This is a genomic window from Rhodovulum sp. DZ06 (assembly GCF_050586345.1).
GTDB lineage: Bacteria > Pseudomonadota > Alphaproteobacteria > Rhodobacterales > Rhodobacteraceae > JBOCEF01.
This window is the reverse complement of the sequence record NZ_JBOCEF010000037.1, coordinates 1-19,098: the sequence shown is the minus strand read 5'-3', so window position 1 is coordinate 19,098 and position 19,098 is coordinate 1. Positions and strand designations below refer to the sequence as shown.

The 19,098-nt window shown below is 72.2% G+C and carries 18 protein-coding genes; 11 read left to right on the top strand and 7 right to left on the bottom strand.

The window, feature by feature from the left end; all coding sequences use genetic code 11:
* Window positions 1–303: 303 nt before the first annotated feature.
* Complete coding sequence (locus tag ACQ5SO_RS15265; RefSeq protein WP_430942482.1) at window positions 304–1,200, bottom strand: cation diffusion facilitator family transporter; 897 nt, start codon at window positions 1,198–1,200, stop codon at window positions 304–306.
* A 173-nt stretch (window positions 1,201–1,373) separates the two neighbouring features.
* Window positions 1,374–1,961 carry an NAD(P)H-dependent oxidoreductase gene (locus ACQ5SO_RS15260; RefSeq protein WP_430942481.1) on the bottom strand — a complete coding sequence of 196 codons (588 nt, stop codon included), beginning with the start codon at window positions 1,959–1,961 and terminating at the stop codon, window positions 1,374–1,376.
* 127 nt (window positions 1,962–2,088) lie between these two features.
* On the opposite strand from ACQ5SO_RS15260, the gene ACQ5SO_RS15255 reads away from it, so the two are divergent.
* From ACQ5SO_RS15255 to ACQ5SO_RS15240, 4 genes are all read left to right on the top strand, one after another.
* Window positions 2,089–2,670, top strand: coding sequence for a TetR/AcrR family transcriptional regulator (locus tag ACQ5SO_RS15255; protein WP_430942480.1), 582 nt, complete (start codon window positions 2,089–2,091; stop codon window positions 2,668–2,670).
* A gap of 166 nt (window positions 2,671–2,836) precedes the next feature.
* Window positions 2,837–5,323 (top strand): GcvT family protein, encoded by a 2,487-nt coding sequence (locus ACQ5SO_RS15250; protein WP_430942479.1) that lies wholly within the window; start codon window positions 2,837–2,839, stop codon window positions 5,321–5,323.
* 223 nt (window positions 5,324–5,546) lie between these two features.
* The gene (locus ACQ5SO_RS15245) at window positions 5,547–6,488 is read left to right on the top strand and encodes a VPLPA-CTERM sorting domain-containing protein (protein ID WP_430942478.1); all 942 of its coding nucleotides are present in this window, start codon (window positions 5,547–5,549) and stop codon (window positions 6,486–6,488) included.
* Window positions 6,489–6,727: 239 nt separating this feature from the next.
* A complete protein-coding gene (locus ACQ5SO_RS15240; protein WP_430942477.1) occupies window positions 6,728–6,928 on the top strand; it encodes a hypothetical protein in 201 nt (66 codons plus the stop codon).
* 101 nt (window positions 6,929–7,029) lie between these two features.
* Here the strand turns inward: ACQ5SO_RS15240 and ACQ5SO_RS15235 are convergent, their stop codons facing one another.
* The 3 genes from ACQ5SO_RS15235 to ACQ5SO_RS15225 all read right to left on the bottom strand — a co-directional run bounded on the left by ACQ5SO_RS15235 (window position 7,030) and on the right by ACQ5SO_RS15225 (window position 10,163).
* On the bottom strand, window positions 7,030–7,659 hold the full coding sequence (locus ACQ5SO_RS15235; RefSeq protein WP_430942476.1) for a 2-hydroxychromene-2-carboxylate isomerase: 630 nt from the start codon (window positions 7,657–7,659) through the stop codon (window positions 7,030–7,032).
* 31 nt (window positions 7,660–7,690) lie between these two features.
* Window positions 7,691–8,476 carry a hypothetical protein gene (locus ACQ5SO_RS15230; protein ID WP_430942475.1) on the bottom strand — a complete coding sequence of 262 codons (786 nt, stop codon included), beginning with the start codon at window positions 8,474–8,476 and terminating at the stop codon, window positions 7,691–7,693.
* Window positions 8,477–8,651: 175 nt separating this feature from the next.
* A complete protein-coding gene (locus ACQ5SO_RS15225) occupies window positions 8,652–10,163 on the bottom strand; it encodes a malonate--CoA ligase (RefSeq protein WP_430942474.1) in 1,512 nt (503 codons plus the stop codon).
* 687 nt (window positions 10,164–10,850) lie between these two features.
* Between ACQ5SO_RS15225 and yajC the strand changes: the two genes are divergently transcribed.
* From yajC to ACQ5SO_RS15205, 4 genes are all read left to right on the top strand, one after another.
* Window positions 10,851–11,180, top strand: a complete 330-nt coding sequence (yajC, locus tag ACQ5SO_RS15220; RefSeq protein WP_430942473.1) for a preprotein translocase subunit YajC — start codon at window positions 10,851–10,853, stop codon at window positions 11,178–11,180.
* A gap of 87 nt (window positions 11,181–11,267) precedes the next feature.
* Window positions 11,268–12,932, top strand: coding sequence for a protein translocase subunit SecD (secD, locus tag ACQ5SO_RS15215; RefSeq protein WP_430942472.1), 1,665 nt, complete (start codon window positions 11,268–11,270; stop codon window positions 12,930–12,932).
* A gap of 18 nt (window positions 12,933–12,950) precedes the next feature.
* Window positions 12,951–13,913: a protein translocase subunit SecF gene (gene secF, locus ACQ5SO_RS15210; RefSeq protein WP_430942471.1), complete on the top strand. Its 963-nt coding sequence runs from the start codon at window positions 12,951–12,953 to the stop codon at window positions 13,911–13,913.
* Between the two features lie 176 nt (window positions 13,914–14,089).
* Complete coding sequence (locus tag ACQ5SO_RS15205) at window positions 14,090–14,677, top strand: VPLPA-CTERM sorting domain-containing protein (RefSeq protein WP_430942470.1); 588 nt, start codon at window positions 14,090–14,092, stop codon at window positions 14,675–14,677.
* A gap of 105 nt (window positions 14,678–14,782) precedes the next feature.
* Here the strand turns inward: ACQ5SO_RS15205 and ACQ5SO_RS15200 are convergent, their stop codons facing one another.
* Window positions 14,783–15,421, bottom strand: coding sequence for a hypothetical protein (locus tag ACQ5SO_RS15200; protein ID WP_430942469.1), 639 nt, complete (start codon window positions 15,419–15,421; stop codon window positions 14,783–14,785).
* 243 nt (window positions 15,422–15,664) lie between these two features.
* Between ACQ5SO_RS15200 and ACQ5SO_RS15195 the strand changes: the two genes are divergently transcribed.
* From ACQ5SO_RS15195 to ACQ5SO_RS15185, 3 genes are all read left to right on the top strand, one after another.
* A complete protein-coding gene (locus ACQ5SO_RS15195) occupies window positions 15,665–16,426 on the top strand; it encodes a sulfite exporter TauE/SafE family protein (protein WP_430942468.1) in 762 nt (253 codons plus the stop codon).
* A gap of 67 nt (window positions 16,427–16,493) precedes the next feature.
* Window positions 16,494–16,868, top strand: a complete 375-nt coding sequence (locus ACQ5SO_RS15190; protein WP_430942467.1) for an Mth938-like domain-containing protein — start codon at window positions 16,494–16,496, stop codon at window positions 16,866–16,868.
* Between the two features lie 331 nt (window positions 16,869–17,199).
* Complete coding sequence (locus ACQ5SO_RS15185) at window positions 17,200–17,799, top strand: superoxide dismutase (RefSeq protein WP_430942466.1); 600 nt, start codon at window positions 17,200–17,202, stop codon at window positions 17,797–17,799.
* Between the two features lie 91 nt (window positions 17,800–17,890).
* Here the strand turns inward: ACQ5SO_RS15185 and rarD are convergent, their stop codons facing one another.
* A complete protein-coding gene (rarD, locus tag ACQ5SO_RS15180; protein ID WP_430942465.1) occupies window positions 17,891–18,820 on the bottom strand; it encodes an EamA family transporter RarD in 930 nt (309 codons plus the stop codon).
* Window positions 18,821–19,098: the final 278 nt, after the last annotated feature.

Genomic DNA, 19,098 nt, shown 5'->3' with positions numbered 1-19,098 from the left:
TCGCGGGGGCCTCGCCCCTCTCTCGAAGTCGCGCGCACCCTATGCAGGGGTCCCATGGGTGTCAAGCAGCGCAACGCTCGCTTAACCCGCTCGCAAGTCATTGATATTACGTCCGTATCTGGAATATGCGACCGCACGGCGCATGGGTCGGGGGCCATCCGCCGCAGGCGCGGGGCAACGGTTTGGCAACGCTGGGGGTTTCGGGGGCGGATTCGTCGCAGCGGGCCGGGGCGCGCCGGGGCGGTGGAAACGCCCCCGGGAGGGTCCCGGCGCGGGCCGCGCGGGGCCCGGGGATTCGCCCCGTCAGACCGGGTCCTTGTGGACCAGCACCTCGGCGTTGGGCAGCGCGCCCTCCACCGCCCGGCGCAGCCGCTCGCCGCGCTCATGCGCCTCGTCCAGGGTCAGCCGCCCGTCGATCTCCACGTGGATCTGGATGAACAGGCGCGCGCCCGAGGTACGGGTCTTGAGGTCATGCCACCCGGCCAGCCCCTCGATTCCATCGCAGATCTCGGCGATGCGGGCGACCACGTCCGGGTCCGCGGCGCGGTCCATCAGCGCGTGCCAGGCCCCGGCGCCGATCTTGCCCGCGCCCAGCAGCAGCCCGATGGCGGCGGCGAGGGCCACCACCGCGTCGACATGGCCGATTCCCCAGCGGGCCGAAACCGCCAGCGCCGCCAGCGCCCCCGCATTGGGCAGAAGGTCCCCGAGGTAATGCAGTCGGTCGGCGGCGATCACCTTGCTGCCGGTCCGCTTCGCCGCCCAGCCCTGGAGCAGGATCAGCGCCCCGGTCAGCGCCATCGAGACGGCCATGACCGCGATGCCCACGCCCTCCGATTCCAGCGGCGGGGCGCCTTCGTCCATCGACAGGCGGCTCACCGCCCCCGCCCCGATGGCGAGGGCCGAGATCGACACCATCGCCGCCTGGCCCAGCGCCGCCAGGTCCTCGGCCGAGGTATGGCCGAAGGCGTGGTCCTCGTCCGGGGGGCGCGCCGCGTAGATCACCGCCACCAGCCCGGCCATGGAGGCGAGCAGGTCGAGCGCGCTGTCGGCCAGCGACGCGGCGATGGAGAGCGCGCCGGTATCGACGAAGGCCCAGAGCTTGAGCGCCACCAGCAGCGTCGCGGTCGAGACGGCCGCGGCGCCCGCGGCGCGGTTGATCCGCGCGGCGCGCTCGGGCGGGAGGGGGGCGGGAGAGGCCATGGCGCAACCTTGCAGCGGGAGGGGCGCCGCGAACAAGGCGGCGCCGCGGCGCGGGGGGGCGTCCTTATACTGCGCGCTGCGTGAAGGGAAAGAGACGGCGGGGCGATTCTGCGCGCCGCCGGCCCCGCGCCCCGGTCTCGCGTCCCGGTCCCGCGTCCCGGTCCCGCCCCGCCTCAGCGCCCCTTGCGGCCGTCGGCGCGGGCGGTCTCGATCCAGCGCGCGACGGTCTCCGGGCTCGCCTGCCGGGCGATGGCGAAGTTGCGCCAGCGCATCGGCCTGATCCCGACGAAGCCGAACACCTGCCGCGCCATGATCTTGCGGAACGCGTGAGCATAGACCAGCCGGAAGGCCCAGTTCGGGGTGTCCGAGGTCACCATCAGCGACGCGCTGCGCCCGGTCATCAGCGGCTTGGGCAGCCCCGTCCAGTGCGGATCGCGTGGATCGAACCCCCTTCCCGGCAGCAGGACCCGGTCGAACAGCCCCTTGAGCTTCGCCGGCCAGCCGCCCCACCACAGCGGACAGGCCATGACGATGTGCTCCGCCCCCTCGAACGCCGCAAGGAACGCCTCCAGGTCCGGCTCCAGCGACGGCGCGTCGGTATAGGCGGCGGCGCCGAAATCCGGGTCGAATCGCATGTCCGACAGGCGCATCACCACCACCTCGCGCCCCGCTTCGCGCGCGCCCTCGGCATAGGCGTCGATCAGCGCGCCCGAGAGCGATCCCGGGGCCGGGTGGCCGTCAAAGGCGAGGATGCGTTGCATGGGAGAGCCCCCTGGGTGAAAATGACCGTGGTCAGAACCCATAAATGACCGCGGTCATCTTTCAAACCGAAAAATGACCGCGGTCACTTATCCGTGGCATCCCCGTCCCGCCGCCGAAGGAGCCCCCATGCAGGACCGCCGCCGCCGCACCCGAGAGGCGCTCTTGAACGAAGCCCGCAAGATCGTGGCCGAGGACGGCTTCGACGCCCTGCGCACCGAGGCGCTGGCAAAGGCCGCGGGCGTGGCCAAGGGCACCGTCTTCGCCCATTTCGGCGATCGCGACGGGCTGGCGCTGGCGATGACCGAGGACAGCCTGTCCCGCGCGGCCGAGGCGCTGGACAGGCCCCTGCCCGGCCCGGGGGCGCTGGTGGAGGCGCTGCGGCCCACCATGTCGCTGCTGACCGGCGACGCGGGCCTGTGGTCGGCGATTCAGCGGGTGTTCTGCACGCCTGCGCCCGCGGGCGAGGAAGGCTGCGGGCCGCTCCTCAGCTGGTATGTCGCGCTGGGCGAGCGGATCGGCGCCGCCATCGCCGACATGCAGGCGGCGGGGACGGCGCGCACCGACCAGCCCCCGGCGCTGCTGGCGGACGGCGTGCTCGCCTTCGCCCTGCACCTCGCCCAGGCGCAGCACGCGGGGCTGATTCCCCATGATGCAGCCCGCGACGCGCGGATGGCCGCGCTGCTGGGCGCATGGCTCGCCGCCCCATGACGCGGCGCCGCGAAAACCGCGCCGGACCCTGCCCCGACACGCATTTCCGGCGCCCGCCGCGTCGCAATCCGCTTCCGGCAAGTCGCGCATGTGTGGCCCGCCCCCGGCCCCTGCCCATAGGCTGGCCGCGACGTTACCCATTCCTGCCTTGCCGGAGACCTCGCCCATGAAGACCCATGCCCGCGCCGTGATCGTCGGAGGCGGCGCCGTCGGCGCCTCCATCGCCTATCACCTCGCCAAAGCCGGTTGGGACACGGTCCTGCTGGAGCGCGACGAGCTGACCGCCGGGTCCACCTGGCACGCCGCGGGCCTGCTGCCGCTGTTCAACATGAGCTACGCGACCAGCCACATCCACGACTACTCGGTGAAGTTCTACAAGACGCTCGAGGCCGAGACCGGCCTCAACGCGGGCTTCTCCGTGGTCGGCAACCTGCGCATGGCGCAGACCGACGCGCGCATGGACGAATACATGCTCTATGCGTCGAACGCCGACGCGGTGGGCGTGCCGTATGAATTCATGACCCCCGCGCAGATCAAGGACCGCTGGCCGCTGGTCAACACCGATGACCTGAAGGGCGCGATCTTCCACCCCACCGACGGCTACATCAACCCGGCCGACGTCACCCAGGCGATGGCCAAGGGCGCGCGCCAGCACGGCGCCGCCATCATCCGCAAGGTGCAGGTGAACGGGTTCGAGCGCCGCGGCGACCAGTGGATCGTCAAGGGCGTGAAGATGGCCGACAAGGGCGGCAACCTGGTCGAGACCGAAGAGACCTTCGAGATCTCGTGCGAGCATGTCGTGACCGCCACCGGCAACCACGCCCAGCGCACCGCCGCGATGATCGGCTGCTACATCCCCGCCATGCCGGTCGAGCACCAGTTCATCGTCACCGACGAGGACCCGGCGCTGGTCGAATACCGCAAGTCCTATGGCGAGCACCCGGTGCTGCGCGACGCGGACGCCAAGTGGTACGTGCGCGAAGAGCGCGGCGGCTGGATCCTCGGCCCGTATGAGCGGGGCGCCCCGGCCTGCTTCAAATGGGGCGTGCCGGACAGCTTCCGCGCCGACCTGTTCCCCCTCGACCTCGAGCGCATCGAGGAAGAGTACATGTCGATGATCCACCGCATCCCCTCCTCGGAGACGGTGGGCCTGAAGGACGATTTCAACGGCCCGATCTGCTACACCCCCGACGGCAACCCGCTGGTCGGCCCGGCGCCGGGCGTCGAGAACTTCTGGTTCGCGGAAGGCTTCTCGTTCGGCATCACCGCCGCGGGCGGCACCGGCCACTACCTCGCGCAGCTGATGACCGAGGGCGAGGCCGAGATCGACATGTGGTCGCTCGACCCGCGCCGCTACGGCCAGTGGATCAACCGCGAGTACACCCAGAAGAAGAACGAGGAGTGCTACGAGCACGTCTTCATCCTGCACCACCCGGATGAGGAGCGCGAGGCGGCCCGCCCGCTGAAGACCGCGCCGTGCTACGACACGCTCAAGGAAGCGGGCGCGCAGTTCCAGCAGATCAACGGCTGGGAACGCCCGATGTACTACGCCCCGAAGGGCTTCAACGACCACGATTCGCGCAGCTTCCGCCGCGGCGGCTGGTGGCGGTACGCGGTCGAGGAGGCGAAGGCGACCCGCGAGACCGCGGGCCTCTACGACGTCACCCCCTTCGCCAAGACCCGCGTCGCCGGCCCGGGCGCGACCGCGTTCCTCGACTGGCTGACCTGCAACAAGCTGCCGAAGGTCGGCCGCCTGAACCTGACCTACGCGCTGACCGATGCGGGCACCGTGCGGTCCGAGTTCACCATCTTCCGCGTGGCCGAGGACGAGTATTACTGCGTCTCGGCCGGCGCGGCGCAGGCCTATGACCAGGACTACCTGGTCAAGGAAGCGGCGAAGATGCGCGACGAGCTCGGCTGGATCGAGGTGCAGGACGTCACCAACCAGTGGGGCGTGTTCGCCCTCTCGGGCCCGGCGTCCCGCGCGATCCTGAAGGAGATCGTCTCGGACCACGACCCCGAGACCGCGCTGACCAACAAGCGTTTCCCCTGGCTGTCGGGGCGCGACCTCGACCTCGGGATGGTCAAGTGCCGGGCGCTGCGCGTGTCCTATGCCGGCGAGCTGGGCTGGGAGCTGCATCACCCGATCGAGATGCAGCGCCACCTGCTGAAGCTGCTGATGGAAGCGGGCGAGAAGCACGGCATGAAGCTGTGCGGCACCCGCGGCCTGAACTGGCTGCGCCAGGAGAAGTCCTACCGCGCGTTCGGGTCCGATCTCGGCCGCGACGCGACGCCGATGGAGGCGGGCCTCGACCGCTTCATCGCCGACGACAAGGACTATCGCGGCAAGCAGGCGATGATCGACACCGGCATCCGCGCCAAATGCGTGACGCTGCTGATCGACGGGCCGGACGACACCGATCCGTGGGGCAAGGAGGCGCTGTTCCTCGATGGCGAGAAGATCGGCCGCCTGACCTCGGGCGGGTACTCGGTCACCGCGGGCAAGCAGATCGGGCTCGGCTATGTCGATCCGAAGCTGACCGCGCCGGGCACCAGGCTGAAGGTCAAGATGAACAACGCGATGTGGGATTGCGAGGTTGTCGAGGACAGCCCCTGGGATCCGACCTCGGCCCGCTGCCGGGTCAGCGCCTGACGCGCAGCCCGCACGGGTTCAAGACGAGCACAGCACGGAAAACGGCGCCGCGAGGCGCCGTTTTTTTTCATGCCTTTTCAGACCCTTGACCCGCGGGCGCGGCGGCGCGGCCCGGGGGTGGATTTTTCAGGTCCCGTTAATACTGATAGCGCCCCGCCGCCCCGTGGATTGGTGCACAAGACTTTAACTCGAATGCAGCACACCCATTGATTGGAGCCAGGGCATGAACATCGGCATCTTCCGGCGGACCGGGCTTCGGCTGGCCGCGGCGGCGGTCGCGATCGGCCTCGCGGGGCCCGCCTCGGCGGTGACCCAGAGCTTTTCCTACACCGGCGCCATCGCCTTCTGGACCGCGCCGCAGGACGGCGAATACCGGATCACCGCGACCGGCGCGCAGGGCGCCTCGGGCGACTCGCGGTTCCGGGGCGGGCGCGGCGCGCGGATCGCGGGCACGTTCTTCCTGACCGCGGGCGACATCTTCCAGGTGCTGGTCGGCGGCATGGGCCTGGGGCAGGGCTCGGGCTCCAACGGCGGCGGCGGCGGCGGCACCTTCTTCGTGAGCTTCGACGACCGGCCGCTGCTGGTCGCGGGCGGCGGCGGCGGCACGCGCGCCTCGGTCACGCAGAACGGCACGGACGCCTCGGTCGCCACCGCGGGCTATTCGGCCAGCGGCAGCGCCGCGGGCTACAGCCCGGTGCTGAAGACCGGCCGGATCGGGCTGGGCGGGATCATGTCCTCCTACACCTGGGGCTCGGGCGGCGGCGGCTTCTACGGCGGCGGCCAGGCGGATGGCGGCTATGGCCGCGGCGGCGCGTCCTGGGCGAACGGCATGACCGGCGGCGCCGCGACCAGCGGCTGCGGCGCGGCGGCGCGCGGCGGGTTCGGCGGCGGCGGCGCGGGCAATGGCTGCTATGGCGGCGGCGGCGGCGGCGGCTATTCGGGCGGCGACGGCGGCCGGGTCGCGGGCGGCGGCGGGTCGTACAACGCCGGGCTCGACCCGCTCGCGTTCCGCGGGGCCGGGTACGGGAACGGGTCGCTGACCATCAGCTACGAGCTGGCGCTGTCGACCGTGTCGGACGTGCCGGTCCCGGCGGCGCTGCCGCTGATGCTCGGCGGGATCGCGGCGCTGCTGGCCGCGCGGGGGCGCCGGCGCGACGACGCCTGACACGCCTGGCACGCTTGGCACACCTGATGCACGCGCGGCCGGCGCGAAGAAGGAAGGGCGTCCCCCGCGCGGGGGGCGCCCTTCGCCGTTCCGGGAGGAGCGGGGGCGGGACCGGGCCCCGGGACCGGGGATCGGGGACCGGGCGGGCGCCCTCACGACGATGCGCGCGGCCCGCGCCTTGCGCCCCGGGGGCGCGCATCCCCATCTGTGAGGGCATGAGCCCTGAAGGAGCCGCCCCGATGAAGAAACCCGTCCGCAAGCTGGTCCTGCCGACCTCGGCCACGATCCTGGCGCTCGGCGTCGCCGCCTGGGCGATCCCGGCCGCCGCGATGCAGCAGCAGGGCGCGGCCAACGCGCAGAACGCGGCCGAGATCCACCGCCCCGCCGGCCAGCGCGGCGGCGTGTCCCCGGATGGCCGCCCGATGCGGCGGTTGCAGTAAGGGGGGCGCTTCGCCGACGCCTCGCGCGCGGGGCCGTCGAGGCCCCTCGCCCGACCCCGGCGCCGCCGGCGCCTCCGCGGCGGGACGCCCCGCCGGGGGGATCAGCCCAGCCGCGCGGCCCAGCCGAGCGCGTCTTCCAGCCGGTCGTCGCCCCAGAACAGCTCGCCGTCTTCGGTGGTGAAGCTGGGGGCGCCGAAGATTCCGAAGACCTGCGCTTCTTCCGTGGCCGCGCGCAGGCGGGCCTTGTTCCCCGGCGCCTCGGCCTCGGCCAGGATCGCGTCGGGGGAGAGGCCCAGCCCCTCCAGCGCCTCCGCCGCCACCGCGCCGTCATCGGCCCCGATGTCCCGGCCCTCGGCGAATTCGGCGGTATAGACCGCGCGCACGAAGCGCGGGCCCCAGCCCCTGTCCGCCCCCAGCGTCGCCACCCGCGCGGCGCGCAGCCCGTTCTGCGGGAAGACCGCCGGGCGGATCACCGGCGGCAGCCCGCGCGCCGCGGCCCGGCGTTCCATGTCGCGCCACATGTTGCGGCCCTTGGCGGGGTAGATGTTGAAGGGCGAGCTGTCCCAGCCCTGCGCCGCGAAGATCGGCCCGAGCAGGAAGGGCCGCCAGCGCAGCGCCACGCCCGCGTCCCGCGCCATCCCCTCGATCCGCATGGCCGAGAGGTAGGAATAGGTCGAGGCGAACTCGAACCAGAAGGTCAGCGTGGATCCGGTCTGCGCGGGCGTGGACATGGGGGCCTCCGCCGCCGGGTCGCCCGGCGGGTCAGTTGCAGGCGATGACCGCCTCCTTGCCGCCGAGCAGCTCCAGCGACTTGAAGGCGAGCTCGGTGATCTCCTCGGGCGCCATGGGCCAGAGCGAGATGCGGTCGCGGGCGGAATAGGGGAAGACGACGAAGGTCACCGGCCCCTCGGGCCCGCCCCGGTCGCGGCGGGCGTCGGCGGACTTGCCCGACAGCGCCTCGGCCAGCGCGATGGAGACGCCGCCGAGGGCCGCGTCCCCCGCCGCCTGGTCGGCGACGACGAAGCCGGTCATCTTGCCGTTGGCGGCGATGGCGACGCCGAGATCCCCGAACAGCCCGGTGCCGCGCCGCTGGTAATGGGCCCGCGGGAAGGTGATGTAGGGGATGCGCGCGGCGTCGGCGTATTTGCGCGGGTCCGTCTCGCGCCGCCGCGGGTCCTGCAGGCGGGTGGTGGAGACGAAGAAGCCCTCGGTCTTGCCGCGGTCCTGGCGCAGCGGACGCACCGGGTCGCGCGGATCGGCCACGAGGCGGCCCTGCCAGCCGGAGCTGTCCGGCCCGCTCCACCCCGCCTTCGCCGGGTCGTCGAGCCCGCGCCCGTCGGGCGAATAGGCCGCCGGGGCGCCGTTCGCGACGATGTCGAGCGCGCCGGCGCGGAACATGTAGGCGGCGGCGTCCGGGGTGCGCAGCAGCGGCGTGCCGCGGTGCTCGGTCCAGGCGCGGAAGGCGCAGTCCTGCGCGGCGACGGGGACCGCGGACGCCGCGACGAGAGCCGCGCCAAGGGCCGCGGCCAGCAAAGACTTTGTACGCATCGTCTGTTTTCCCCCCGAATACGCTGGTTGTCCGCCAGCTAATCCCAAGATTAACTGAAGATGCAAGCGCAGTGATCCCGGGGGGGCGGATCGCGCCCCGGCGGATGGAACCGCCGGGACCGGGGCCGGAACGGGGCCTTCCCCCGCGTCCCGGCCCGCGCGGGGGAAGGCCCCGTCAGCCGGTGAAGGCGTCCGCGTAGTCGGCGCGCATCTGCGCCTTCTGCACCTTGCCCATGGTGTTGCGCGGCAGCGCATCGACGAACCAGTACCGCTTGGGCTGCTTGAACTTGGCGAGCTTCTCGGCCACGGCCGCGCGGATCGCGTCCTCGGTCGTCTCGCCGCTGCGCACCACCACCGCGGCCACCCCCTCGCCGAAATCGGGATGCGGCAGGCCGATGACGGCGGATTCCAGCACCCCCGGCAGGTCGTCGATCAGCTCCTCGACCTCCTTCGGGTAGACGTTGAACCCGCCCGAGATGATGAGATCCTTGCCGCGCCCGACGATGTGGACATAGCCGTCCTCATCCACCCGGCCGAGATCGCCGGTGATGAACCAGCCGTCGGGGCGCAGCTCCTCGGCGGTCTTTTCCGGCATCCGCCAGTAGCCCGAGAACACGTTGTCGCCGCGCACCTCGAGGACGCCGATCTCGCCCCGCGGGACCTCCTTGCCGTCCAGCATCACGCGAAGCTCCACCCCCGGCAGCGGGAAGCCGACGGTCCCGGCCCGCCGCTCGCGGTCATAGGGGTTGGAGGTGTTCATGTTGGTCTCGGTCATCCCGTAGCGCTCCAGGATGCGGTGGCCGGTGCGCGCCTCCCACTCCCGGTGCGTCTCGGCCAGCAGGGGGGCCGAGCCGGAGATGAAGAGGCGCATGTTCGCGCACAGATCGCGGGTCAGCTCGGGGCGGGCGAGGAGGCGCGTGTAGAAGGTCGGAACCCCCATGAGCGCGGTGGCCGAGGGCAGCGCGGCGAGGATCGCGTCGGCGTCGAAGCCGGGGAGGAAGATGCAGGACCCGCCCGCCAGCAGCGTGACGTTGGTGGCCACGAACAGGCCGTGCGTGTGGAAGATCGGCAGCGCGTGGATCAGCACGTCGGCTTCGGTGAAGCGCCAGGCGTCGACCAGCATCTGCGAGTTCGAGGCCAGCGCCCGGTGGGACAGCATCGCGCCCTTGGACCGCCCGGTGGTGCCCGAGGTGTAGAGGATCGCGGCCAGGTCCTCGGCCCCGCGGGGGACCAGCGGCGCGGGGTCGGCGGCGGCCGCGGCGTCGTCCAGCGTGCCCTCGCCCTCGGCGCCCAGGGTCAGCAGCGCGGGGGCCCCGCATTTCGCGGCCACGGGGGCCAGCGCCGCGGCCTTCGCCGGGTCGCAGACGAAGACCCGCGGCTCGGCGTCCGAGAGGAAGTATTCGACCTCGGCCGGGGTGTAGCCGGTGTTGAGCGGCAGGAACACGCCCCCGGCCATGACGGTCCCGAGATAGAGCTCGATCGCGCGCAGCGACTTGGGGATCTGGGCGGCGACCCGGTCGCCGGGCTGGACCCCGAGGGCCTGCAGCGCGCCCGCCACCTGCGCGGACCGGGCGAAAAGGTCGCCGTAGGAGCGGGTCCCTCCCCCGGGCAGGCGCGCGAAGGTCGCGTCGTCGCGCCCGAGGCTGGCGGCGCGGAGCCGGTCGATCAGGTGGTTTTCGGTGGTCATGGCCGGGGCCCTCCGCTCGCGTGGTCGGCCTTGCGGGTAGGTCCGCGGCGGGGGCGCGTCAAGGCGGCGGGAGGGCGCGGCGGGGAGGCGGGGGGCGCGGCGGAGGAGAGGCGGCGGCGCCCCGGACCCGAACGGCCTGACCGACCGGGCCCATATCCCGGCGGCCCGTGGCGCCTGCGGCAAGAATGGCGCGCGGGGCGGCGGCGCGCAACCGCTTCGCGCCCCCTTCCCCGCACCGCCCGGCCCCGCGCAGGCTCATGACCGTCTCGGCGTCCGGGCTCGGCGGCCCGGCTTCGGCGGCCCGGCTTCGGCGCCGGGGTCTCGGCGGCCCGGCACGGACCCGGCTTCGGCGGCCCGATTCCAGCGCCCCTGGGCGCCTCGCCCCCCGCCGCGGGGGGCCGCCGGGCCCGCCCCGGGGGGCGCGTGAAATCGTCCGGATGGCGCCCCGCGCGCCCCGCCCCTCCTTGAAACGGCAAAACCCATGCTTATAGTCCCGGCGACCCGACAGGCGCCGCCTGCGGCCCGGCCTGGTGCGCCGCGTCCGGGGGCCACGCCCCTGCGCGCGGCCCGAACCCGGACCGGGCCCCGCGCAGGGACGACAGGCGCGCCGCCGACCAGCCCGCCGGTTCCGGCGGGCGCCACGCAAAGCCCGCGCCGCCCGGCGCGGCGTCCATGACGGAGCGAGACATGTTCGTGACCCCCGCCTACGCCCAGGCCGCCGGAGGCGGCGACCCGATGTCCGCGTTCGGGCAGTTCGTGCCGCTCATCCTGATCTTCGTGATCTTCTACTTCTTCCTGATCCGCCCGCAGCAGAAGCGCGCGAAAGAGCACAAGGCCATGCTCGAGGCCCTGCGCCGCGGCGACGAGGTCGTCACCCAGGGCGGCATCATGGGCAAGGTCACCAAGGTCAAGGACGACGACGAGGTCGAGCTCCAGATCGCCGAGGGCGTGAAGGTCCGCGTGGTGCGCTCCACCATCGCCGCGGTCGTCAACAAGACCGAACCCGCCGACTCCTGATCCCGGCCCCCGCGCCAGGCGCAGCCCGTCCGCGCCCGGCGCGGGCGGCTGCGGCCCGGCGCGGAGCCTGCCCTCCACGAGGCTCCCATGCTCCATTTCGCCGGCTGGAAGAAGGCGCTCGTCGCGCTGATCTGCCTCGGCGCGCTCGTCTTCTCCGCGCCCAACCTCTTCTACGACGACGCCGAGCGCGCCAATGACGCGCGCGAGCGGGTCGAGCGCGGCATCCACGACGCGGCCGACCTCGCCGCCGCCGAGGAATGGCCCTCCTGGCTGCCCTCCTCGGTGGTCAATCTCGGGCTCGACCTGCGCGGCGGCGCCCACCTGCTGGTGGAAGTGGCCGTCGAGGACGTCCATGCCGAGCGCATGGACGCGCTCTGGCCCGAGGCGCGCGACGCGCTGCGCGACCTGCGCGACCAGATCGGCCCGTTCCGCCGCCGCGGCGAGGGGCAGGACACCCTGACCATCGCGCTCGACGATCCCGCGGGCGCCGAAATCGCCGCCGACGCGCTGCGCGAGCTGGCGGTGCCGGTGCAGGCGGGGCTGATGGGCGGCGGCGGCCCGGACATCGAGGTGACGGTGAACGGCGCCCTGGTGACCGTGGCGCTGACCGAACCGGCGATCCGGGCGATGGACGACCGCACCATGGCGCAGTCGCTGGAGATCATGCGCCGCCGCATCGACGAGACGGGGACGCGCGAGCCGACGATCCAGCGCCAGGGCGACAACCGGATCCTGATCCAGGTGCCCGGCATCGGCTCGGCCGAGGAACTGCTGAACATCATCGGCAAGACCGCGAAGCTGACCTTCCACATGGTCGAGTCGGTCGAGAGCGACCCGAACGCCCGCCCCGGGCCCGGCAAGATCCTGGTGCAGGATTCGGACGGCACCAACACGTTCTACGTGCTTGCCCGCCGCGCGCTGATCTCGGGCGACCGGCTGACCGACGCGCAGCCCGGCTTCTCGCAGAACGGCGCGCCGGTGGTGAACTTCCAGTTCGACGTCGCGGGCGCGCGCAAGTTCGGCGAAGTCACCGCCGCCAATGTCGGACGCCCCTTCGCCATCGTGCTCGACGACGAGGTGATCACCGCCCCGCGGATCAACGAGCCGATCACCGGCGGGCGCGGCCAGATCTCGGGCAACTTCACCGTCGAAAGCGCGACCGAGCTGTCGATCCTGCTGCGCGCGGGCGCCCTGCCCGCGGCGATCACGGTGCTCGAACAGCGCACCGTGGGCCCCGACCTCGGGGCGGACTCGATCCAGGCGGGCGAGATCGCGGTGGTCATCGCCTTCGCCGCGGTGCTGGTGTTCATGGGCCTCAGCTACGGCCGCTTCGGGATGTTCGCGAACCTCGCGCTGATCTTCAACGTCGCGATGATCGTCGCGCTGCTGTCGGTGCTGGGGGCCACGCTGACCCTGCCGGGCATCGCGGGCATCGTGCTGACCATCGGCATGGCGGTGGACGCCAACGTGCTGGTGTTCGAACGCATCCGCGAGGAGCTTCTGGGCGGCAAGGGCCCGGCCCGCGCCATCGAGACCGGCTACGAGCGCGCCTTCAGCGCCATCGTCGACGCCAACGTCACCACCTTCCTCGCCGCCGCGATCCTGTTCTTCATGGGCTCGGGGCCGGTGAAGGGCTTCGCGGTCACGCTGGGGATCGGCATCTGCACCTCGGTGTTCACCGCGGTCGTCGTCACCCGCCTCTTCGTCTCGCTGTGGTTCTCGGCCAAGCGGCCCAAGACCCTGACGATCTGAGCCGGAAGGACAGGACACATGAGACTCAAACTCGTTCCCGACGGCACCAAGATCGACTTCATGCGCGTCAGCAGGATCGGGGTGATCGCCTCGATCACCGCCGTCATCGCCTCCATCGCGCTGTTCTTCGCCATGGGGCTGAACTTCGGCATCGACTTCCGCGGCGGCACGATGATCGAGGCGCGGACCCCGCAGGCCGCGGACCTCGGAATCATCCGCCAGGCCACCGGCGAGCTCGGGCTCGGCGACGTGGCGGTGCAGGAATTCGGCGATCCGCGCGACGTGCTGATCCGGGTGGAGACGCAGCCCGGCGACGGCGACGACCAGATGGCGGTGGTCGGCCTGGTGCAGGAGGCCGTCTCGGCGGCGATCCCGGACACCGAGTTCCGGCGCGTCGAGGTGGTCGGCCCGAAGGTGTCGGGCGAGCTGGTGGTCGAGGGCGCGCTGGCCATCGGCCTCGCGGTCTTCGCGGTGCTCGTCTACATCTGGCTGCGCTTCGAATGGCAGTTCTCGCTCGGGGCGGTCATCGCGCTGGTGCATGACGTGGCGCTGACCATCGGCGTGTTCAGCCTGGTGCAGCTGGAGTTCAACCTCTCGATCATCGCGGCGCTGCTGACCATCGTGGGCTATTCGCTCAACGATACCGTGGTCGTGTTCGACCGGGTGCGCGAGAACCTGCGCCGCTACAAGCAGATGCCGCTGATCGACCTTCTGAACCTCTCGATCAACGAGACGCTGAGCCGGACCCTGATGACCTCGCTGACCACGCTGATCGCGCTGATCGCGCTCTACGTGTTCGGCGGCGAGGTGATCCGCGGCTTCACCTTCGCGATGATCTGGGGGATCGTGGTCGGCACCTACTCCTCGGTCTTCATCGCCGCGGCGACGCTGCTGCGGCTGGGCGTCAAGCGCGACTGGTCGACCGAGGACAAGCCCGGCGCGGGCCCGAGCGGCACCAACTTCTCGGGCGCGCAGGTCTGATCCGGCGGACCGGCGAAGACATGGGGCGGCCCCGCGCGGGGCCGCCCTTTTTCGTTTCGGGCGCCGCTTTCACGCCATGGCGGCCAAATTTCTTGACCAGACGTAGTTAATCGGAAATTCAGGGACCCTGTCGGGCTGCATTTTCACCGCCCGCGCGCTCAAGGGGATCCCAACGCATGTTTAAACGCTTCGCCTTCGCCGCCGCGCTCCTGGCGGCCCAAACCGCGCCCGCCGCGGCGCTGACTTTCGACCTGTCGCCCTATGGCGGCTTCACCGGCCTGCAGACGCTGACTTTCGCCGAGGGGACCTTCACCACCACGGCGGATGAGTTCTACGCCTCCCCGACTTACGGCGTCTGCGCCTTCGGGCTGGACGGGCGCGGCTGCGGGCATGACTTCACCATCGACTTCGCGTTCGACGTCACCGGGCTGACCTGGCAGATGGTGGATGGCGAGCCGCTCGATGAGCTGAGCGTGTCGGCCTATGACGACGGCGTGCTGCTCGGCACGCAGGTCTTCACCACCGAGACCTTCGCGGATTTCAGCGCCTACGCCAAGCTCGACAGGCTGATCTTCACCGATGACAGCCAGGAGCACGGGCTGGCCCATTTCAACTTCCAGTTCGTCGAATATGTCGAGGGGACCACGGGCGGAACCGGCGGCGGGACCGGCGGCGGCGCCTCCGACGTGCCGCTCCCGGCCTCGGCGGCGCTGCTGCTGGGCGCGCTCGGGGCCGCCGCGGGGCTGCGCCGCAAGCGGGGCTGAGACCCGGCGCCCGGACCAGAAGAGCCCGGACAAGACGAAAAGGGGCGGCCCCAGGCGGGGCCGCCCCTTTTGCGTTTCGCGGCCGGGCGTCCGGCGCCGCCCCCCTCAGCCGCGGCGGCGGCGCAGGGCGGCGAGCAGGCCCAGCCCCCCGAGCAGCAGCGGCGCGGCGGCGGGGACCGGCACGTCGGCGCCCGGGGTTCCGCCCCTCGGGGTCAGCGAGGTGAAGGACAGGACCGCGCGGTCCGCCTCGGCCGAGGTCACCGCCGCGCTGGTGAAGGTCAGGCTGGCGGCGCTGAAATCCCCCAGCGACAGCATCCCCGGCCAGCCGGTCCCGGCGAAGACCGTCCCCGAGGCGTCGCGGAACTCGAACCCAACGCGGGAGAACGGGGCGACATTGCCCGAACCGTAGAGGCTGTAGAGCCGGTCGCCGAAGCTGGCATGGCCGTCCTCGACCCGGGTCTCGAGCGGTTGCTCGACGCCCGAGATGTCGAATTCATGCACCGTCAGCAGCGGCGCCGCGTAGATCCCGCGGTCGCCGGAACCGCCCGCGGCGGGGAGGGCGCCGAGGAACGTGTCGTCGAAGGTCAGCGTGCCGGAGATGGTCCCGGCCGCCTCGGCGGCGTCGGCGGCGGAGTTGCCCGGCGTCCCGTCATCGAAGGTCTTCGCGACGAACTCCGCGGTGTATTCATAAGCATAGACGGCGGCGGACGCAGGCGTGGCGAGCGCGCCCAGGGCGAGCGCCATGAACAATTTCTGCATAACTTTCCTCGATTTCTATTGAATTCGAAAAAATGCTACGCGACGTCGCGCCGAAGTCAATGACGTCGCCCGGCGCGGGGGCGGGGGCGGACGGCGCGGGGGCGGGGGGCGCCTCCGGCAAGCGGGCGACGCCGGGCTTGCGCCCCCGGGCCGCGGGCGATAAGGCCGCCTTAAGGTTTTTCCCTGCGCCCGAAAGGCCCCAAAGGCTTCCCCCCGAAAGGCTTGCCGATGTCCGCCCTCCTCTCCGCCATGGCCGAGGCCGCGTCCGCGCCCGGCTTCCCGCTCCTGGTCCTCGCCTGCGCGCTGGCGGGGGTGGTGCGCGGGTTTTCGGGCTTCGGCACGGCGCTGGTGTTCATGCCCGCGGCCACGGCGGTGCTGCCCGGCGCGGTGGCGCTGATGGCGCTGCAGGTGTTCGACACGCCCGGGGCGCTCAGCCTCGTGCCCAAGGCATGGAAGGACTGCGACCGGAAGGTGGTGGCGCGGCTCTCGGCCGGGTTCCTGCTGGGGGTCCCGGCGGGGGTGGCCCTGCTGGCGAGCCTCGACGCCGCCGCGCTGCGCTGGCTGATCGGGGCGATGGCGCTGGCGGCGGCGGCCGCGCTGGCCACGGGGCTGCGGCTGCCGCCGGGGCTGCCGGACTGGGTGGCGGCGCCGGTGGGGGCGGCCTCGGGCGTCTTCGCCGGGGTGGCGGGGCTGGCCGGGGTGCCGGTGGTGCTGTGGCAGCTGGCGCGCGACGAGGCGCCGGCGCGGATGCGGGCCACGATCATCGTGTTCTTCATGGTGGGCACCGCGCTCAGCTGCGCGACGCTGGCGCTGGCCGGGCTCGCGACGCTGCAGGCGCTCGCGCTCGGGCTGCTGCTGCTGCCGCCCTACATGCTGGCGATCCAGGGCGGGCGGCTGCTGTTCCCGCTGGCCCCCGAGGCCTGGTTCAGGCGCGCGGCCTTCGGGCTGATCACCGCCTCGGCGCTGCTGGGCCTGCCGCTCTGGGACTGACGCGCCCCTTCGCCCGGCCCCTCTTGCGTGCTACATCCCCCGCCAGGTCACAGCCCGGGAGAGCCCCATGCAGATGAACGAGATCAGCTTCGCCGCGCGCCCCCCGCTCGACAGCTATGGCGAGGGCGGCTTCAGCCTCGGGGGCGTGCGCCATGTCGGCTCGCTCGCGCTGCTGCCGACGCGGATGGAGGACTGGGCGGCGAAGGCCCCCGGCGAGGTCACGGCCGAGGCGCTGGCCCCCTTCATCGAAGCGGCCGGAGAGATCGACGTGCTGCTGATCGGCATGGGCGGCGACATCGCCTTCCCCGCCCCCGGCGCGCGCGAGGCGCTGGAGGCGGCGGGGATCGGGTTCGACCTGATGTCCACCGCCGCCGCCTGCCGCACCTACAACGTGCTGCTGGCCGAGGACCGGCGCGTCGCCGCGGCGCTGATCGCCGTCTGACGAGGTCTTGACGCGACGGGCCGGGCCGGGCCAGGCGCGCCCGCGCCTCATGACCGCCATGCGCCCCGTGCATCGGCCCCTGCATCGGCCCGTGCGCGGCGCCCCTTTTCCCGTGGCGGGCGCGACCTACATCGGGGGTCAGGGCGGCATCCCATCCTGCGGCGCCGGAACGCGCCTGCCGGATACCGCTTTAACATCGCCGCCGATGCGCTAATGTCCCCACCGACGGGCGCGCATCGCGGCGCGGGCGCCGCCCCGGACCCCGCCCCCGCGCGGGGACGCAGAATTCGGCCCCCCCCCCGGGCGGGCCAGACCGACAGGAGAGACCGCAATGGCTTTCGAACTTCCCGATCTTCCCTACGCCCATGACGCGCTGGCCGATCTCGGCATGTCCAAGGAGACGCTCGAGTATCACCACGACATCCACCACAAGGCCTATGTCGACAACGGCAACAAGCTGATCGAGGGCACCGAGTGGGCGGGCAAGTCGCTCGAGGACATCGTGAAGGGCACCTATGACGCGGGCGCCGTGGCCCAGTCGGGGATCTTCAACAACGCCTCCCAGCATTGGAACCACATGCAGTTCTGGGAGATGATGGGCCCGGGCGGCGCCGCGATGCCGTCGGAGCTGGAGAAGGCGATCGTCGACAGCTTCGGCTCGGTCGACGAATTCAAGTCGCAGTTCGCCGCCGCGGGCGCCGGCCAGTTCGGCTCGGGCTGGTGCTGGCTGGTCAAGGACGCCGACGGCGGCCTGAAGGTCACCAAGACCGAGAACGGCGTGAACCCGCTCTGCTTCGGCCAGACCGCGCTGCTCGGCTGCGACGTGTGGGAGCATTCCTACTACATCGACTTCCGCAACAAGCGCCCGGCCTACCTCACCAACTTCCTCGAGAAGCTGGTGAACTGGGAGAACGTCGCCTCGCGCATGTGATGCGCGCAAGGCCGGGGAACCTCCCCGGCGCGACGGAAACCGCGACGCCCCCGCCCCTTCGGCGGGGGCGTTCGCGTTTGCGCGGGGGGCGTCAGGCCGCGCGCGCGGCCCGGCGGCGGCGGCGCTCGGTCCGCGCCGCGTCGGCGGAGTAGAGCGCGAGGCCGACCCAGATCATCGGGAAGGCGATCATCCGCCAGAGGGTCGGCGCCTCGCCCAGAAGGTAGGCCATCAGCGCCTGCAGCGTGGGGTTGAGGTAGAAGATCATCCCCGCCGTCGACATCGGCAGCCCCCGCGCGGCGAGCGAATAGAGCGCCAGCGGCGCCCCGGTGATGACCCCCGAGGCCACCAGCAGCGCCGCCTCGGTCCAGGACCGCCCGAACGCCCCCGGCGCGCCGCCGGTGAAGTCGGTCCAGCCCCAGCCATGCGCCCCGATCAGCCAGGCGGCGGCGAGGGGGGCGAGCAGGATCACCTCGACCGTCACCGACACGATCGGCCCCGAGGCGCAGGCGCGCTTGATCATCCCGTAGGCGGTGAAGCTGAAGGCCAGCGCCAGCGGCGCCCAGGGCGGCGCCCCCGCGCCGTATCCCAGCACCGCCGTCGCCGCGGCGGCGAGGCCGATGGCGACGACCTGCATCGCGCGCAGCCGCTCGCCATAGAACAGCGCCCCGGCGGCGGTCATCACCAGCGGGAAGATGTAGTAGCCGAGCGCGGATTCCGCGACCCGCCCCGTTGTCACCGCCCAGATGAACAGGCCCCAGTTGACCGAGACCATGGCCGCGGACAGCGCGAGGCGGCGGACCTCCGCCCCGTCGCCCAGCGCCGCGCGCAGGCGCGGCAGGCGGCCCGTGAGCGCGCAGAACCCGGTGAAGAACAGCACCGACCACAGGGTGCGATGGGCCAGCACCTCGATCGGCGGCACATGCGCCAGCTGCACGTAATAGAGCGGCGACAGCCCCCAGATCATGCAGGCGGCCACCACGGCCAGCGCGGCGCTGCGGGGGGAAGGGGCGGCGTCCTGCATGGAGGCTCCGGGGCGGGCGGCGACAAGGCAGGCTTACTCTGGAACAGGCGGGGGAGGAAGGGGCGGGGGAGGAAGGGCCGCGGAAGGTAAGAGCGCGGGCCTCCGGGCGGCTGCGCCGTCCTGCGGCGGGGTGGCGGGGGCTGCCGCCCCCGGGCCCCGGCTCGAGGGGGCGGGGCCCCCTCGAACTCCCCCCTTGCGGCTTAGGACGCGGACTCATATCCCGGCAATCCAAATGCGGATGGATGCGAGCTTCAGGGCTGCGAGATAGTTGTCCGGTC

What these genes read in the sequence shown, in the direction of transcription:
- ACQ5SO_RS15265 (WP_430942482.1), bottom strand. Translation starts at nt 1,200, where the DNA reads ATGGCCTCTCCCGCCCCCCTCCCGCCCGAGCGCGCCGCGCGGATCAAC.
- ACQ5SO_RS15260 (WP_430942481.1), bottom strand. Translation starts at nt 1,961, where the DNA reads ATGCAACGCATCCTCGCCTTTGACGGCCACCCGGCCCCGGGATCGCTC.
- ACQ5SO_RS15255 (WP_430942480.1), top strand. Translation starts at nt 2,089, where the DNA reads ATGCAGGACCGCCGCCGCCGCACCCGAGAGGCGCTCTTGAACGAAGCC.
- ACQ5SO_RS15250 (WP_430942479.1), top strand. Translation starts at nt 2,837, where the DNA reads ATGAAGACCCATGCCCGCGCCGTGATCGTCGGAGGCGGCGCCGTCGGC.
- ACQ5SO_RS15245 (WP_430942478.1), top strand. Translation starts at nt 5,547, where the DNA reads ATGAACATCGGCATCTTCCGGCGGACCGGGCTTCGGCTGGCCGCGGCG.
- ACQ5SO_RS15240 (WP_430942477.1), top strand. Translation starts at nt 6,728, where the DNA reads ATGAAGAAACCCGTCCGCAAGCTGGTCCTGCCGACCTCGGCCACGATC.
- ACQ5SO_RS15235 (WP_430942476.1), bottom strand. Translation starts at nt 7,659, where the DNA reads ATGTCCACGCCCGCGCAGACCGGATCCACGCTGACCTTCTGGTTCGAG.
- ACQ5SO_RS15230 (WP_430942475.1), bottom strand. Translation starts at nt 8,476, where the DNA reads ATGCGTACAAAGTCTTTGCTGGCCGCGGCCCTTGGCGCGGCTCTCGTC.
- ACQ5SO_RS15225 (WP_430942474.1), bottom strand. Translation starts at nt 10,163, where the DNA reads ATGACCACCGAAAACCACCTGATCGACCGGCTCCGCGCCGCCAGCCTC.
- yajC (WP_430942473.1), top strand. Translation starts at nt 10,851, where the DNA reads ATGTTCGTGACCCCCGCCTACGCCCAGGCCGCCGGAGGCGGCGACCCG.
- secD (WP_430942472.1), top strand. Translation starts at nt 11,268, where the DNA reads ATGCTCCATTTCGCCGGCTGGAAGAAGGCGCTCGTCGCGCTGATCTGC.
- secF (WP_430942471.1), top strand. Translation starts at nt 12,951, where the DNA reads ATGAGACTCAAACTCGTTCCCGACGGCACCAAGATCGACTTCATGCGC.
- ACQ5SO_RS15205 (WP_430942470.1), top strand. Translation starts at nt 14,090, where the DNA reads ATGTTTAAACGCTTCGCCTTCGCCGCCGCGCTCCTGGCGGCCCAAACC.
- ACQ5SO_RS15200 (WP_430942469.1), bottom strand. Translation starts at nt 15,421, where the DNA reads ATGGCGCTCGCCCTGGGCGCGCTCGCCACGCCTGCGTCCGCCGCCGTC.
- ACQ5SO_RS15195 (WP_430942468.1), top strand. Translation starts at nt 15,665, where the DNA reads ATGTCCGCCCTCCTCTCCGCCATGGCCGAGGCCGCGTCCGCGCCCGGC.
- ACQ5SO_RS15190 (WP_430942467.1), top strand. Translation starts at nt 16,494, where the DNA reads ATGCAGATGAACGAGATCAGCTTCGCCGCGCGCCCCCCGCTCGACAGC.
- ACQ5SO_RS15185 (WP_430942466.1), top strand. Translation starts at nt 17,200, where the DNA reads ATGGCTTTCGAACTTCCCGATCTTCCCTACGCCCATGACGCGCTGGCC.
- rarD (WP_430942465.1), bottom strand. Translation starts at nt 18,820, where the DNA reads ATGCAGGACGCCGCCCCTTCCCCCCGCAGCGCCGCGCTGGCCGTGGTG.